General features: G+C 65.3%; 15 protein-coding genes. 4 read left to right on the forward strand and 11 right to left on the reverse strand.

The annotated features are described in order from the left end of the window. Positions 1–2 precede the first annotated feature (2 nt). Complete coding sequence (locus tag NV401_RS02445) at positions 3–1,466, reverse strand: sensor domain-containing diguanylate cyclase (RefSeq protein ID WP_261292779.1); 1,464 nt, start codon at positions 1,464–1,466, stop codon at positions 3–5. A gap of 128 nt (positions 1,467–1,594) precedes the next feature. Here NV401_RS02445 and NV401_RS02450 point away from each other — a divergent pair, with 128 nt between their 5' ends. Beyond that, positions 1,595–2,479, forward strand: coding sequence for a tyrosine recombinase XerC (locus NV401_RS02450; protein ID WP_261292780.1), 885 nt, complete (start codon positions 1,595–1,597; stop codon positions 2,477–2,479). A gap of 200 nt (positions 2,480–2,679) precedes the next feature. Here the strand turns inward: NV401_RS02450 and NV401_RS02455 are convergent, their stop codons facing one another. The 5 genes from NV401_RS02455 to rsmI form a co-directional block, all read right to left on the reverse strand. Further along, positions 2,680–3,195: a hypothetical protein gene (locus tag NV401_RS02455; protein WP_261292781.1), complete on the reverse strand. Its 516-nt coding sequence runs from the start codon at positions 3,193–3,195 to the stop codon at positions 2,680–2,682. A 276-nt stretch (positions 3,196–3,471) separates the two neighbouring features. After that, positions 3,472–4,074: a DedA family protein gene (locus NV401_RS02460; RefSeq protein ID WP_261292782.1), complete on the reverse strand. Its 603-nt coding sequence runs from the start codon at positions 4,072–4,074 to the stop codon at positions 3,472–3,474. A 148-nt stretch (positions 4,075–4,222) separates the two neighbouring features. Continuing rightward, entirely contained in the window at positions 4,223–5,176 is a 954-nt protein-coding gene (gene gshB, locus NV401_RS02465; protein ID WP_261292783.1) for a glutathione synthase, read from the reverse strand. 49 nt (positions 5,177–5,225) lie between these two features. Beyond that, the gene (locus tag NV401_RS02470; protein WP_261292784.1) at positions 5,226–5,579 is read right to left on the reverse strand and encodes a YraN family protein; all 354 of its coding nucleotides are present in this window, start codon (positions 5,577–5,579) and stop codon (positions 5,226–5,228) included. Continuing rightward, a complete protein-coding gene (rsmI, locus tag NV401_RS02475; RefSeq protein WP_261292785.1) occupies positions 5,576–6,409 on the reverse strand; it encodes a 16S rRNA (cytidine(1402)-2'-O)-methyltransferase in 834 nt (277 codons plus the stop codon). Before rsmI ends, NV401_RS02470 begins: the two co-directional genes overlap by 4 nt. A gap of 11 nt (positions 6,410–6,420) precedes the next feature. Here rsmI and NV401_RS02480 point away from each other — a divergent pair, with 11 nt between their 5' ends. Next, on the forward strand, positions 6,421–7,623 hold the full coding sequence (locus tag NV401_RS02480; RefSeq protein WP_261292786.1) for a penicillin-binding protein activator: 1,203 nt from the start codon (positions 6,421–6,423) through the stop codon (positions 7,621–7,623). A gap of 103 nt (positions 7,624–7,726) precedes the next feature. Here the strand turns inward: NV401_RS02480 and hemW are convergent, their stop codons facing one another. Beyond that, entirely contained in the window at positions 7,727–8,896 is a 1,170-nt protein-coding gene (gene hemW / locus NV401_RS02485) for a radical SAM family heme chaperone HemW (RefSeq protein WP_261292787.1), read from the reverse strand. A gap of 38 nt (positions 8,897–8,934) precedes the next feature. On the opposite strand from hemW, the gene NV401_RS02490 reads away from it, so the two are divergent. Further along, positions 8,935–9,477, forward strand: a complete 543-nt coding sequence (locus NV401_RS02490; protein WP_261292788.1) for a CAP domain-containing protein — start codon at positions 8,935–8,937, stop codon at positions 9,475–9,477. A 58-nt stretch (positions 9,478–9,535) separates the two neighbouring features. Here the strand turns inward: NV401_RS02490 and NV401_RS02495 are convergent, their stop codons facing one another. The 3 genes from NV401_RS02495 to NV401_RS02505 all read right to left on the reverse strand — a co-directional run bounded on the left by NV401_RS02495 (position 9,536) and on the right by NV401_RS02505 (position 11,375). After that, positions 9,536–9,931: a VOC family protein gene (locus tag NV401_RS02495; RefSeq protein WP_261292789.1), complete on the reverse strand. Its 396-nt coding sequence runs from the start codon at positions 9,929–9,931 to the stop codon at positions 9,536–9,538. Further along, a complete protein-coding gene (locus NV401_RS02500) occupies positions 9,928–10,467 on the reverse strand; it encodes a DUF3617 domain-containing protein (protein WP_261292790.1) in 540 nt (179 codons plus the stop codon). Before NV401_RS02500 ends, NV401_RS02495 begins: the two co-directional genes overlap by 4 nt. Positions 10,468–10,556: 89 nt before the next feature. Beyond that, complete coding sequence (locus NV401_RS02505) at positions 10,557–11,375, reverse strand: ferredoxin--NADP reductase (RefSeq protein WP_261292791.1); 819 nt, start codon at positions 11,373–11,375, stop codon at positions 10,557–10,559. 232 nt (positions 11,376–11,607) lie between these two features. Between NV401_RS02505 and uvrB the strand changes: the two genes are divergently transcribed. After that, positions 11,608–13,809: an excinuclease ABC subunit UvrB gene (uvrB, locus tag NV401_RS02510; RefSeq protein WP_261292792.1), complete on the forward strand. Its 2,202-nt coding sequence runs from the start codon at positions 11,608–11,610 to the stop codon at positions 13,807–13,809. Positions 13,810–13,854: 45 nt separating this feature from the next. Here the strand turns inward: uvrB and NV401_RS02515 are convergent, their stop codons facing one another. After that, positions 13,855–14,262, reverse strand: coding sequence for a PRC-barrel domain-containing protein (locus tag NV401_RS02515; protein ID WP_261292793.1), 408 nt, complete (start codon positions 14,260–14,262; stop codon positions 13,855–13,857). Positions 14,263–14,268 lie beyond the last annotated feature (6 nt).

A 14,268-nucleotide genomic window follows, 5' to 3' on the forward strand; every position in this document is an offset into this window, starting at 1 on the left:
GGTCAGTCCGTCACGGGCCGGGGCGGGGTGAAGGCGTGGGCGGTGCCGCGCCGGGTGCGCTTGGCCGTATACAGCGCGACATCGGCGGCGTGCATTAGTTCGCGGATCGTATCGATGCCGGGGCCGGGGCTGGCCGAGCCGATCGTGCCGGACATCTGCAGCAGCGCAGTGGCGGTCTGCACGGGGCTCTTGAGGTGTTCGAGCAGCCGTTCGATGACTGCCGGCGCGGTGGCGACGAGATCGGGATCGCTCAGCAACAAGGCGAATTCGTCGCCGCCGAGGCGGGCCGCGAAGCTGTCCTTGAGGTAGGGCGCGCGCAGCCGCTGGCCGACCGCACGAAGTACGTCATCGCCGGCGAGATGCCCGAACGTGTCGTTGGTGGTCTTGAAATCGTCGAGATCGATCAACACCAAGACAAGACCGGCGCCGGCGCGCGCGGCCTGCAGTTCCGCCTCCAGCACGCGGTTGAATTCGGCTCGGTTGGCGATCTGCGTCACTTCGTCGGTGCTGGCGGATTCGCGCAGCTTGCGCTCGATATGATGCGTATCGGTGATGTCCTGGAACACGCCGACTAGCGCGACCGCCTTGCCTTTCTCGATTTCGAGCTCGCCGGAGCTGCGCATGCGCCGGCGCCGGCCCCGCGCGGTGACGAAATCGACCTCGACATTGAACATCTCGCCGGTCTCGATCGTGCGGTCCAGCGCCGTGCTGACCATGGCGCGGTCGCGCGGCGGATAGAAATCGAGCGCGGTGGCCAGATCGGGCTTATGCTCCGGCGCGATCTCGTGGATGCGATACATGCCGTCCGACCACACGATCTCGTCATTGCGCAGGTCGAGCCGCCAGGAGCCGATTTTGGACAGGCGTTCGGCTTGGCCGAAGACGCGCTCCTGCCGCCGCAGCAGGCGGGATTGCTCCTGCGCGCTTTCGGCGATCGACAAGGCTTCCTGCGCCGCGCCGCGCGCCGAGATCAACGCCTCGGCGATCAAGGCAAGGTGGGTCAGGGCCGTGATCTGGACGTCGTTCAGCGAGCGTGGCTTATCATCGATGATGCACAGCGCGCCGATCGCGTGGCGGCCGTCCGCGTCGGATACATGGATCGGCGCGCCGGCATAGAAGCGGACATGCGCATCGCCGGTAACGAACGGATTGCCCGCGAAGCGCGGATCCTTGCTCGTGTCATTGATGATGAAGGGCTGGTCGCTGCGGATCGTATGATCACAGAAGGCGATATCGCGATCAGTCTGTTCGACCTCGATGCCGCTCTTGGCCTTGATCCATTGCCGATCGCGATCGATCAGCGAGAGCAAGGAGATCGGACAGTCGAAGCGCTGCGCGGCGATCGCAACGAGCGCATCGAAGGCCTTTTCAGGCTCGCTGTCGAGCAGGTTGAGCGCGTGCAGCGCACTGAGCCGCCGATCCTCGTCGGTTGGGAACGATCCCGATATAGTCGTGAGTGCGTTCATGTGATGCAGGTTAGCCTGCCCTAGATTAACATAGTCCTTTATTTCATTGCGATGACGCATCGATTTACCATGTCGAACCGGTGTGGTGCGGCTCGCGCCGCGCGACCGCGCCTGATAGGAATCCGCGCATGAAACCGACGATCCTGGCCTGGGAGGGGCATCTCGCGCAGAACCGGCGGCGCTCGGTGCACACCGTGCGCGCCTATGTGGCCACGGCGCACCGGCTGGTTGAGTTCCTGTCCGGCCATTGGGGCGCTGCGGTGACTGGCGAGCGGCTGACGGCGCTGACTGCAGCCGAATTGCGCGCGTTTCTCGCGGCGCGGCGCGCCGACGGGCTGGGCAATGCCTCAGCCGCGCGCGAACTCTCGGCCGTTCGCGCGTTTCTCGATTTCGCGGTGGGGGCGGGGACGACACCGCGGCTGACCGGGCCGCGCGTCAAGAAAGGCGTGCCGCGGCCGATATCACCCGACGAGGCAGTGGCGCTGGCCGAGGATGTCGCGGACAGCGCCGCCGAACCGTGGGTCGCGGCACGCGACTGGGCGGTGCTGATGCTGTTGTACGGCGCCGGCCTGCGCATCGGCGAGGCACTGGCGCTGACCGGCGCGATCCTGCCGCTCGGCGCGACGCTGAGCGTGACGGGGAAGCGCCAGAAAACGCGGATCGTGCCGCTATTGCCGCAGGTGCGCGCGGGGATCGAGCACTATGCCGCCTTGTGTCCGTGGCCAATCGCGCGCGACACTCCGCTGTTTCGCGGTGCCAAGGGCGGCGTGCTGGATGCGGCGCTGATCCGGCGCGCGGTGCAGGCCGCGCGGGTGCGGCTGGGGCTTGGCGATCGCACGACACCGCACGCGCTGCGGCACAGCTTCGCGACCCACCTGCTCGGGCGCGGCGCCGATCTGCGCGCGCTACAGGAATTGCTCGGCCATGCGAGTCTCAGTTCGACGCAGATCTATACGGCGGTGGACGCGGCGCATCTGATGGACGTGTACCGCAACGCACACCCGCGGGCCTAGTTCGGATAGGCCGCCCGTTTAAGGCGCTATGGGTGTGACCCATGGGCGGAATGGCAGCTATCGCCATTTACTGCCGTTCGATTAAGGTCGTAGCGCGCCTTAAGGCGAATATTGGAGAGATCATCCCGACCTGCAGACGCATTGACGAGGGGAACACCGATTAACGGCTTCTCGCCAAAATGTCCTTTCCGTCAATTCTATCAATTCGTTCGATTAAATATCTGCTTATAAACAACCGGTGTGGAGAGCATTGGACTGATGATGGTGGTATCTTCCACCAAATCCTGACCAACGCTGCGATACGTTGAGGTCCGTTCGCTGTCGTCTCCACGGAATGTCAGAGAAACAGCATCACCATTAGCCTTTGCCGATACATAGAAAACAAGCTCTTCAATGAGCTTCCACTTGATCGGCTCTTCGCCCATCCAAACGACAATAGGTGCTTTGGCATCATACGCGATCCCCACTCGAGTTTCTGCAATCGAAATCCTAATTCTATCTACCGCCATGGACTTACGAAGCCTCATACGATCCAGAGGGCGCTTGGCATTGGAAATATCGGCGGTAGCGCGGTCGATCGCTTGGAAGGCGTTGTCGCTCCTCGCCCGGTCCAGAACATAGATGCCTGAAAGCACACCCTGCACCGGGCTCGCGGAGCCCGAGCTAGAGCTCATGATTGCGGCTCCGATCGCCGCCGACAAAGTCCAATGACGCATCACGCGCTCCCCACATACCGCTGCTCGCCGGTAGGGGTGTAGCGACGATCCGGATGAGCGCATAGGCGATGCCGCGGTCAACGGTTCGAGGGACTTGCGCCTGATTTTAGATGCACGGACTTCTGCGGGGCTTGCCGGATCAGACGGCCCAGCCTCGTGGCTGCTATTCGATCTGCAAACGCCAAAGCGGACCATTCGCTCTGCACCACTGCCACCGTGCGACCTCGCGAGAACGTGCCGCTGGTCAGGCCTGGCCTTTCTCGGCCAGCAATCGTTTCAGGACGCTCGCGGCTTCCAGGTGAAGACGCGGTAAATGTAATACACGACGATCGCGACCGTCAGCGCCACGGCCGCCGGCCCGATATAAGCATGTAATTGCTGGAAATTGCTGCCGAGATAATAGCCCGCGCCGGCCAGGATGCAGTTCCAGATCACGCTGCCCGCCGCCGTCGCCAGCGCGAAGCGCCAGTGCGGCATGCGGGCCATGCCGGCCGGGAGCGAGATGATCGTGCGACCGGCGGGCATGAAGCGCATGAAGAACACCACCCATTGCCCGTGGCGCTGGAAGAAGCGGTGGAGTTTCTCGACCTCTTCCCAGTCCATCGTCAGCCAGCGGCCATGCCGATCGACGAACGGCTTGAGCCGCTGATAGCCCATGCGGCGGCCGATCTCGTACCAGAAATAATTGCCCGCAACGGTGCCGGCGGTGCCCCACAGGATCAGCGGCACGAGCTCCATCTGCCCGCGCGCGACGGCGATGCCGCCCAGGCCCATGATCACTTCGGAGGGAATAGGCGGAAACACGTTCTCCGCCGCCATCAGCAGGAAGATCCCGAGATAGCCGCCCCAGGCGATCAGATTGATGATGAGTTCGGTCATTGCTGAGGCATTACCCCCGTCATGCCGGTCTTGTTCCGAGATCTGCCGTGCGGCCTCGGTTATCTTATCCCGCAAAATCGGGGGGCGGAGCCAGGCAACCATATCCCTGGTGCCCTGGGCCCCCGCTTTTCGCGGGGGAACGGCGTTATCAGCGCAGCGCCACCTTCGCCTCGATCGCGGCCCAGATCAGCGCGCCAGTGTCGGTGCCGTTGAAACGGTCGATCGCGACGATGCCGGTCGGCGAGGTGACGTTGATCTCGGTCAGCCACTTGCCGCCGATCACGTCGATCCCCACGAACAGCAAACCGCGCTTCTTCAGTTCCGGCCCGAGCACGCGGCAAATCTCGATTTCCGTCTCGGTAAGCTCGGTCTTCACGGCCGAGCCGCCGACCGCGAGATTGGAGCGGATCTCTCCTTCGCCGGGCAGGCGGTTGATCGCGCCGGCAATCTCGCCGTCGATCAGCACGATGCGCTTGTCGCCCTGCGCCACGTCGGGAAGGAAGGCCTGGATCATGTGCGGCTCGCGCCAGGTCATGTTGAACACTTCGATCAGCGCGGAGAGGTTGGCGCCGTCATTCCCCACCTTGAAGATCGCCTTGCCGCCATTGCCGTGCAGCGGCTTGACGACGATCTCGCCGTGCTTTGCCAGGAACAGCCGCGCTTCTTCCAGGCTGCGCGTGACGAGCGTCGGCGGCATGAACTGCGGATAATCGAGCACGAAGACCTTTTCCGGCGCGTTGCGCACGCTGGCCGGATCGTTGACCACCAGGGTCTTGTGCGCGATGCGCTCGAGCAGGTGCGTGGCGGTGATATAGCCGAGATCGAACGGCGGATCCTGGCGCATCAGTACCACGTCCGCCTCGTCGCCGAGATCGAGGTTGCGGGGCTCGCCGAAGCTGAAATGGTCGCCGACGACGTTCTGCACGGTGACCGGGTGCGCCTTAGCCCACACGCGGCCGTCGGCATAATTGAGGTCTTCGGCCGAATAATGGAACAGCGTGTGGCCGCGATCCTGCGCGGAGAGCATCAGCGCGAAGGTCGAATCACCGGCGATATTGATCGACTCGATGGGGTCCATCTGGACGGCGACGGTCAGGCTCACAGCATTCTCCCTTGGGCTTGCCCGCATGTAGGCACGCCCGCGGCGTAAGTCACCCGATCCACGCATTCTCGATATGGCGCGGGCGGGCGCCTGGGGCGATGAGAATGACGTCGACGCGGATGTCGTCACCCGGGCCGGCATAGCGCGCCATCAGCACTTCTGCGGCAGCAGCGACGCGCGACAGGCGGCGTTCGTCGATCGCGAAATCGAGCTCGGCGGCGGTCTTGCGCAGCTTGACCTCGACAAAGGCGACGAGATTGCCCTTGCGCGCGACCAGATCGACCTCGCCGGCGGGCGTGCGGACCCGGCGATCGAGGATGCGCCAGCCTTTCAGCCGCAGCCACCAGCCCGCCAGCCGCTCGCCGCGCCGGCCCGAGGCTTCGGCGACGCGGCGGTCCCTCATCCCTTCAGTTCCAGCGCGCGGGCGTAGAGCGCCTTGCGGTCAACGCCGAGCTTCTTGGCCACTTCGCTCACCGCTTTGGCCATCGGCAGGCGGGTCAGCGCCTCCTCGAGCGCCGTCTCGGTATCGTCGGCGCTGGCCGGTGCCGCCTCGCCGGGGGGCGCGATGACGACGACGATTTCGCCCTTGGGCGGGGCGTCGGCGTAGCGGGTGGCGAGCTCGCCGAGCGTCCCCGTCACCGCTTCCTCGAACCGCTTGGTGATCTCGCGCGTCACGGCCGCCTCGCGCGCGCCCAGCCCCTCGGCCAGCGCCGCCAGGGTCACGGCGAGGCGCGGGCCCGATTCGTACAGCACCAAAGTCGCGCGGACCGCCGCCACCTCGGCGATCGCCGCGGCGCGCGCCTGCGCCTTGGGGGGCAGGAAGCCGAGATAGAGGAAGCGATCGGTCGGCAGGCCGGCCAGCGTCAGCGCGGCGACGGCGGCGCAGGGGCCAGGGACCGTCACGACATTATGCCCCGCGGCGCGCGCGTCGCGAACCAGTTTGTAGCCGGGGTCGGAGATCAAGGGCGTGCCGGCGTCCGACACCAGCGCGACGGCTTCCGTGCCCATCCGCGCGATCAGCCCGGGGCGGACGCCCTCGGCATTGTGATCGTGATACGGCGTCATCGGGCGTTTGATGCCGATATGGCGCAGCAGCTTGGCGGTGACGCGGCTGTCCTCGACCGCGATGATCGCGGCGCCGGCCAGGACCTGCGCGGCACGCGGCGAGAGATCGCCGAGATTGCCGATTGGGGTGGCGACGATATAGAGGCCGGGCATAAGTTCTGAGTTCATAGGGGATAGTCATGGCAGAGGCCGCATCGATACCGCAACGAGGAAGCACGTTCTGTCGCTTCGTCGCCATCGCCGCGGCGCTCGCATTGGGCGCATGCCAATCGGTCGTGCCGCGCGGTCCGCAGCCGATCAAGCGCCCGCCGGTGACGCGCCCGCAGCCCACGCAGCAGCCACAGTTCAACCCCGGCATCCCGGTCGATACCGCGCGGCATCGCATCGCGCTGCTGGTGCCGATGAGCGGTTCCAATGCCGGTGTCGGGCAAAGCCTGAACAATGCCACGCAGCTGGCGCTGCTCGACACGCGCAACGAACGCATCCGCATCACCACCTACGACACGGCCGCGCTGGGCGCGGCGGGGGCGGCGCAGCGCGCGATCGCCGAGGGCAATCGGCTGATCCTCGGGCCGTTGCTGGCGGAAGACGTCAAGGCAGTGACGCCGATCGCCAAGCGCGCCGGCGTGCCGGTGGTGAGCTTCTCCAACGATGCCAGCGCGGCGGGCAACGGATCCTATCTGATGGGCTATGTGCCGGGCCAGTCGATCAACCGCGTGGTCGATTATGCGCGCGCGCAGGGCGTCACGGCGTTTGCCGGGCTGGTGCCGAACGGCCTGTACGGCGAGCGTGCCTCGACCTCGTTCCTGCGCAGCGTGGAAGATGCCGGCGGGCAGGTGGTGACGCTGCAGACCTATGATCGCGCGCCGGGATCGATCGCCGCAGCGGTATCGCGCATGGCGCGCAACTCGCCGTACCAGGCGGTGCTGATCGCCGATGGCGGCAGCAACGCCGCGGCGGCCGTACCGTTGCTGCGCAAGAGCGGCGGCGGTTCGGCGCGCGTGCTGGGGACCGAATTGTGGAATTCGGATTCGTCGGTCAACGCCAAGCCGGCGCTGAACGGCGCCTGGTTCGCCAGCGTACCGGACAATCTCTACCGCCAATATGCCGCGAAATATCGGGCACGCTTCGGCACGGCGCCGTTCCGCCTGTCGAGCCTCGGTTACGACGCGGTGCTGCTGGCGGTGCGGATTGCGCGGGACTGGCGTTTGGACACGCCGTTCCCCGAGGACCGGCTGCGCGATCGCGGCGGGTTCGGCGGGATCGACGGAGCATTCCGCTTCGGCCGCGACAATATCGCCGAGCGCGCGCTGGAAGTGCAGGAGATCCGCGGCGGGACGACGGTGACGGTGTCGCCCGCGCCGAGCGGGTTCGTAAAATAGGGGGCGGCGCGCCCCTACATATTGCCGTCATCCTGAACTCGATTCAGGATCCATCGTGCCTCAGGCCCGATCGTCCGAGGGGAGGAATGGATCCTGATTCTCGTCAGGATGACGGTTGGGTGGAGATCTTCACGACGATCGGCAGGATGGCATCCAGCAGGAGCGTTCCTGCTTCAGTCACCAGCAACCGATCCCCGTCGCGTCTGGCCAAGCCTTGGGTGGCGAGCCTCTCCAGCGCAGGCAGATCGATCAGCTCGGGTATCGTCGTTTCCCCCAGGCGTGCGATCCGCGCCAGATCCACGCCTTCGCGCAACCGCAGGCCCATCAGCAGCGCCTCGGTCGCGCGTGTTTCGGGGGTCAGCGGGTCTTCCAGCTCCATGCCGTGCTGGTTGCGCTCGACCGCGGCCAGGAAATTTTCCGGTTTCTTGCGCCGGACCGTTGCCAGACCGCCGCGCCGCCCATGCGCGCCGGGGCCGATCCCGGCATAATCCTGATAGCGCCAATAGACGAGATTGTGCCGGCTCTCCGAACCGAGCCGGGCATGGTTGGAGATTTCGTAGGCCGGCAGCCCGGCGGCGGCGGTGATCGCGCGGGTCGCCTCGAACAGGTCGGCGCCGCGATCGCCATCGGGGATGATGATGCGGCCGGCAGCGGCCTCGGTGGCGAAGCGCGTGCCGGGTTCGATCGTCAGCTGGTAGAGCGACAGATGCTCGGTGCCGAAGGAAAGCGCGCGGCGTAGCTCGGCTTCCCAGTCGGCGAGTGCCTGATCGGGGCGGGCATAGATCAGATCGAAGCTGACCCGGTCGAACGCCGCCTGCGCGGTGTCGAGCGCGGCCAGACCCTCGGCGACGCCATGCGCACGGCCGAGGAATTTCAGCGCGGCATCGTCGAGCGCCTGCAGCCCGAGCGACACGCGGTTGACGCCCGCCGCGGCGATATCGGCGAAGCGCGCCGCTTCCACGGACGAGGGGTTGGCCTCCAGCGTGATCTCGATATCGTCAGTGAAGGTCCAGGCTTTCGACGCGGCGTCGATGATTGCCGCCGTCGTCTCGGGCGGCATCAGCGACGGTGTGCCGCCGCCGAAGAAGATCGATCCGAGCGTGCGGCCGGGAAGGACGGCTGCTTCGTGCGCGAGATCGTTGAGGAGGGCGGTGCGCCACGCTTGCTGGTCGACGCCGTCGCGCACATGACTGTTGAAGTCGCAATAGGGGCATTTCGAGACGCAGAACGGCCAATGGACGTAGAGCGCCAGCGGTGTTTCGGCGGGGTTCATGGCGTGGCCCTATGCTCGCCTCGATGAGGAGAAGGAAGATGCGACGTCTGACATGGCCGCTGCTGCTGCTCGCCGGCTGCTCGAACGGGCCGCAGCGCGTGGTCGAGGAACGGGCCTTTACGGGCAGTGCGCCGCGCGGCGATGCCCTGCTGCGTGCGACGATGATCGAGGCGCACAATCGCGCGCGCGCCCCGGTCGGCGCGCCGCCGCTGGCGTGGGATGCGACGCTGGCGGCGGACGCGCTGCGCTATGCGCAGGAACTCGCGCGGACGCGCCGGTTCGCGCATTCCACTGGCGTGCGCGGGGCCGTGCCGGAAGGCGAGAATCTGTGGACCGGCACGCGCGGCGCCTATTCCTATGCCGAGATGGCCGGGCATTGGGTGGACGAGAAGCGCTTCTATCGTCGCGGCGTGACGCCCGATTTCAGCACCACCGGCAAATGGCAGGACGTGTCGCACTATACGCAGATCATCTGGGGCCGGACGACGCGCTTCGGTTGCGCTTTGGCGGTCAACGCATCGGACGACTATCTGGTGTGCCGCTATACGCCGCCCGGTAACGTCGTGGGCGAGGCGCCTTGAGAGCACGCCGTTTACTCCACCGTCATCCCGGACCAAGTCCGGAATGACGGTGGGGGGGCTATTCCTCGCCCGTCTTATAGGCGCAGAACTTGTTGCCATCGAGATCGCGAAAATAGGCGCCGTAGAACGCCTGGTTGCCCAGCCCGCCACGCAGGCCCGGCGCGCCTTCGTCGCTGCCGCCGAGTTCCAGCGCCTTGGCGTGCAGCGCATCGACCTGCGCGCGGCTGTCCGCCATCAGCGCGACCATCGTGCCGTTGCCGGGATTGGCGGTGCCGCCGTCATACGGCTTGGTCACCGCCAGCATCGGCTTGTCGCGGCCCGCACCATACAGCGTGAAGCCACGCGCATCGGGCATGGTCATCAGGCGCTTGCCGCCCATCACCGCAACCAGGCCGTCATAGAAGACCAGCGCCTTGTCGATGTCGTTGCTGCCGAGCGTGGTATAGCCGATCATGTCGCGGCCTTGGCAGGCGTGGCGGACTGGACCGGTGGGGTGAATTCGCCCGGCTTGCACTCGCCGTTGCGCTTGGCCGAGACGTTCATCACCAGTTTGCCGCCATCCGACGCCGCCCCGACCGATTCGATCGTCATCTTGATATCCTGCGCGGTCGCCGTGTTGGTGCCGTTGGCGGAAATCCGGACGTCCTTGCCCTTGTCCTTGCAATTGGCGGTGAAGGCCAGCGTTCCGCCCGAAATGTTCTTATCGCTGACGGTGCAGTTGCCCGCCTGGCCGCCCATGTCGGTAAGCTTCTTCTCGATGTCTTCCTGCGCCGAGGCCTCGGGCGTGACGCAGACCGACATGGCGGAAACCATGCTCATCATTTGCTGCATCTGCGTTTTCTGCGCAGCGGTGACGCCGGGGCCGGCGAATTCGACGATGTCGATCTTCTGGCTCCAGCTGCCCGGCTGGCGCTTCGGCGGCGCGGAGTTGCTCTGGCCGCAGCCAGCGAGCAGCAAGGCGGCCGCCGTGGCGGCGATGGTGATGCGCATATATTCAGGACTCCCCTATTTCGAGGGGACTGTGCCCGGGTTCGCGCCGCCGACGCAACCCGTTTCAGGTTGCGTCGGCGCGCGGGCAATCAATCGACGAAGGCGCGTTCGATCACATAGGTGCCCGGCTTGGAGTTCGAGCCTTCGACGAAGCCGAGCGCTTCGAGCCGTGCGCCGAGTTCGTGGATCATCGCCGAACTGCCGCACATCATCGCGCGATCGGTTTCCGGATCGAGATGATTGGCGCCGCCCAGCGGATGCGAGAACAAGGTGCCGTCCTCGATCAGCGTGCCGATCCGCCCGCTGGTATGGAACGGTTCGCGCGTCACGGTGGGGATATAGTGGAACTGCTTTGCGGCCTGCTCCGAGACGAGCGGGTCGTCGGCAAGCAGCGCGACCATCTCGTCGTGGAACGCGAGATCGCTGACACGGCGCACGCTGTGCACTACCACCACTTGCTCGAACAGATCATAGACCTGCGGATCGCGCATTAGGCTGAGGAACGGGGCGAGGCCCGTGCCGGTGGAGAACATGAACAGGCGTTTGCCCGGCAGCAGCGCATCGGTAACCAGCGTGCCGACCGGCTTGCGGGCGAGATACATCTGGTCGCCGGGCTGGATCAGCTGCAAGCGGCTGGTCAGCGGGCCATCCTCGACCTTGATCGAGAGAAATTCGAGCTCCTCGGCATAATCCGGGCTGGAGATCGAATAGGCGCGCATCAGCGGCTTGCCCGTCTCGGTGGGCAGGCCGACCATGACGAATTCGCCCGAGCGGAAGCGGAAGCTCGCCGGGCGATCGACCGCGAAGCTGAACAGATGTTCGTTCCAGTGGCGAACCCAGCGCACGTCGACCGTGCTGAAGGCGGTGTGATCGGGAATCGTGACGGGGGGGCGGGTTAGCGTTGTCATGGCGGCTCCCCTGCCGCGCCGATGCGCGGTTCTGCAAGATATTTTATGTGGGGGCGGGGATAGTTTGGGAAGGGGCCATCGTGTCTTTGGCTCCCCTCTCGGGAAGGGAGGGGCCGCCGGCAAGCGTGCGATCCACCCGTCCGGCAGCGACCCCGGACTTCGCCGCGGCAATGAGTGGGGAGGCGGCTCAGGACATGTTGTCCCCAGCAAGCCTCCGCCCCATATTCGCGCCATGGCAATTCAGATCCGCACCAACTTGGACGAGCCCGAGACGGGCCAGGCCTTTATCCCGCATCGCCCGGCGCGCCCCGCCAAAGTCGAGGGCGGCAAGCGCTTCAAGCTCGTTTCCGAATATACCGCGGCGGGCGACCAACCGACGGCGATCGCCGAGCTCGTCGCGCAGACCGAGGCGGGCGAGCGCGACCAAGTTCTGCTCGGCGTCACCGGATCGGGCAAGACCTTCACCATGGCTAAGGTGATCGAGGCGGTGCAGCGGCCGGCGCTGATCCTCGCGCCGAACAAGATCCTCGCCGCGCAGCTGTACGGCGAGATGAAGAGCTTCTTCCCCGAAAACGCGGTCGAGTATTTCGTCAGCTATTACGATTACTATCAGCCCGAGGCGTATGTCGCGCGGTCCGACACCTATATCGAGAAGGAAAGCTCGACCAACGAGTCGATCGATCGCATGCGCCATTCGGCGACGCGCGCGTTGCTCGAGCGAGACGATGTAATCATCGTCGCGTCGGTCTCGTGCCTGTACGGCATCGGTTCGGTCGAGACCTATTCGGCGATGATCTTCGACCTCAAGAAGGGCCAGGTGGTCGACCAGCGCGAAGTGGTGCGCAAGCTCGTCGCGCTGCAGTACAAGCGCAACGACGCCGCGTTCCAGCGTGGCAATTTCCGCGTGAAGGGCGACAATCTCGAAATCTTCCCGTCGCATTACGAGGATACCGCGTGGCGCGTGTCGTTCTTCGGCGACGATATCGAGGAGATCGTCGAGTTCGATCCGCTGACCGGCAAGAAGGTTGCGAGCCTGGACTATGTCCGCGTGTTCGCCAATTCGCACTATGTGACGCCCGGGCCGACGCTCAAACAGGCGACCGAGGCGATCAAGTTCGAGCTCGCCGAGCGGCTCAAGGAGCTGGTTCCGGAGGGCAAGTTGCTCGAGGCGCAGCGGCTGGAGCAGCGCACCAATTTCGATCTCGAGATGATTGCCGCGACCGGCAGCTGCGCGGGGATCGAGAATTATTCGCGCTTTCTCACGGGTCGCATGCCCGGCGAACCGCCGCCCACTTTGTTCGAATATCTGCCCGAGAACGCGCTTTTGTTCGTCGACGAGAGTCACCAGACGATCGGCCAGATCAACGGCATGTCGCGCGGCGATCACCGCCGCAAGCTGACGCTCGCCGAATACGGATTCCGCCTGCCATCGGCGATCGACAACCGACCGCTGCGCTTCAACGAATGGGACGCGATGCGCCCACAGACGACCTATGTCTCGGCGACGCCGGGCACGTGGGAGATGGAGCAGACCGGCGGCGTGTTCGCCGAACAGGTGATCCGTCCTACCGGATTGATCGATCCCCCTATCGAGATCAAGCCGGTCGAGGAGCAGGTGCAGGACCTGATCGTCGAGGCGCGCAAGACCGCTGAAGCAGGCTATCGCACGCTCGTCACCACGCTGACCAAGCGCATGGCGGAGGATCTGACAGAGTTCATGCACGAAGCGGGATTGAAGGTCCGCTACATGCACAGCGACGTCGAGACGCTGGAGCGTATCGAGCTGATCCGCGATCTGCGTCTGGGCGTGTATGACGTGCTGATCGGCATCAACCTGCTGCGCGAGGGCCTCGATATCCCCGAATGCGGGCTGGTCGCGATCCTCGATGCGGACAAGGAAGGGTTCCTGCGCTCCGAGACGTCGCTGATCCAGACGATCGGTCGCGCTGCGCGCAACGTCGATGGGCGCGTGATCCTCTATGCCGATCGCATCACCGGCTCGATGGAGCGGGCGATGAACGAAACGGAGCGTCGGCGCGAGAAGCAGCGCCTGTACAATGAAGAGAACGGCATCACGCCGACGACGATCAAGCGCAACATCGGCGACATCATCAAGGATGTGTCGCAGCGCGATCAGGTGACGATCGAGATCGACGAGGACCGGCCGCACATGGTCGGCCACAATCTGCGCGCCTATATCGAGGATCTGGAGAAGCAGATGCGTGCGGCGGCGGCGGACCTCGAGTTCGAGACCGCCGGGCGGCTGCGCGACGAGATCCGCAATCTCGAGCAGGAGGAGCTTGGGCTGCCGGTGGATCAGCAGAAGCTGCCGGTGATGGGCCGCAGCAACGAAGGCAAGCCGGGCACGCGCAAGACGCGCTACGGCAAGAGCCAGAAGTTCAAGAGCAGCCGGCGGAACGGCGCGGCCGTCTAACGTGTGCGCGAAGCCCGGGCCGCCCGGGCTTCGCGCAGCTGCCGCTTAGTAGCTCGACGGCGGCGGAGCGTCGGAGATGACGCTGTCGACGCTCAGATCTTCCTTGTCCGAGCCGTAATAGCTCGCCACGCGGTCGGCATAGGCCTGGTCGAACACGGGCGCGCTGTTGGCCCAGCTCGGGCCGCCTTCGAGAACGCGGCGGTCGATCGTGACGACATAGGCGTCGCCGACGGGATCGAACGATAACAGACTGAACGGCAGGGGGTAATAGGCCTTGCCCATGCCGAGAAAGCCGCCGATCGTCAGCACGGCATACATCGCCTGGCCGGTGCGCTTGTTGACCATGAAGGCGTAGACATAGCCGAGCTTATCGCCATCACGGCTTTTGACCGGCATCGAATCGGCCTTGTTCGACTGGATCAGCAACTGGGTGGGTTCTGCGGGCGTAGCCATGGTTTC

Source organism: Sphingomonas hylomeconis (assembly GCF_025370105.1).
GTDB lineage: Bacteria > Pseudomonadota > Alphaproteobacteria > Sphingomonadales > Sphingomonadaceae > Sphingomonas > Sphingomonas hylomeconis.

Coding starts and splice junctions, on each gene's coding strand:
- NV401_RS02515 (WP_261292793.1), bottom strand. CDS start 14,262: ATGGCTACGCCCGCAGAACCCACCCAGTTGCTGATCCAGTCGAACAAG.
- NV401_RS02505 (WP_261292791.1), bottom strand. CDS start 11,375: ATGACAACGCTAACCCGCCCCCCCGTCACGATTCCCGATCACACCGCC.
- NV401_RS02450 (WP_261292780.1), top strand. CDS start 1,595: ATGAAACCGACGATCCTGGCCTGGGAGGGGCATCTCGCGCAGAACCGG.
- NV401_RS02455 (WP_261292781.1), bottom strand. CDS start 3,195: ATGCGTCATTGGACTTTGTCGGCGGCGATCGGAGCCGCAATCATGAGC.
- NV401_RS02445 (WP_261292779.1), bottom strand. CDS start 1,466: ATGAACGCACTCACGACTATATCGGGATCGTTCCCAACCGACGAGGAT.
- uvrB (WP_261292792.1), top strand. CDS start 11,608: ATGGCAATTCAGATCCGCACCAACTTGGACGAGCCCGAGACGGGCCAG.
- NV401_RS02460 (WP_261292782.1), bottom strand. CDS start 4,074: ATGACCGAACTCATCATCAATCTGATCGCCTGGGGCGGCTATCTCGGG.
- rsmI (WP_261292785.1), bottom strand. CDS start 6,409: ATGAACTCAGAACTTATGCCCGGCCTCTATATCGTCGCCACCCCAATC.
- NV401_RS02480 (WP_261292786.1), top strand. CDS start 6,421: ATGGCAGAGGCCGCATCGATACCGCAACGAGGAAGCACGTTCTGTCGC.
- hemW (WP_261292787.1), bottom strand. CDS start 8,896: ATGAACCCCGCCGAAACACCGCTGGCGCTCTACGTCCATTGGCCGTTC.
- NV401_RS02490 (WP_261292788.1), top strand. CDS start 8,935: ATGCGACGTCTGACATGGCCGCTGCTGCTGCTCGCCGGCTGCTCGAAC.
- NV401_RS02470 (WP_261292784.1), bottom strand. CDS start 5,579: ATGAGGGACCGCCGCGTCGCCGAAGCCTCGGGCCGGCGCGGCGAGCGG.
- NV401_RS02500 (WP_261292790.1), bottom strand. CDS start 10,467: ATGCGCATCACCATCGCCGCCACGGCGGCCGCCTTGCTGCTCGCTGGC.
- NV401_RS02495 (WP_261292789.1), bottom strand. CDS start 9,931: ATGATCGGCTATACCACGCTCGGCAGCAACGACATCGACAAGGCGCTG.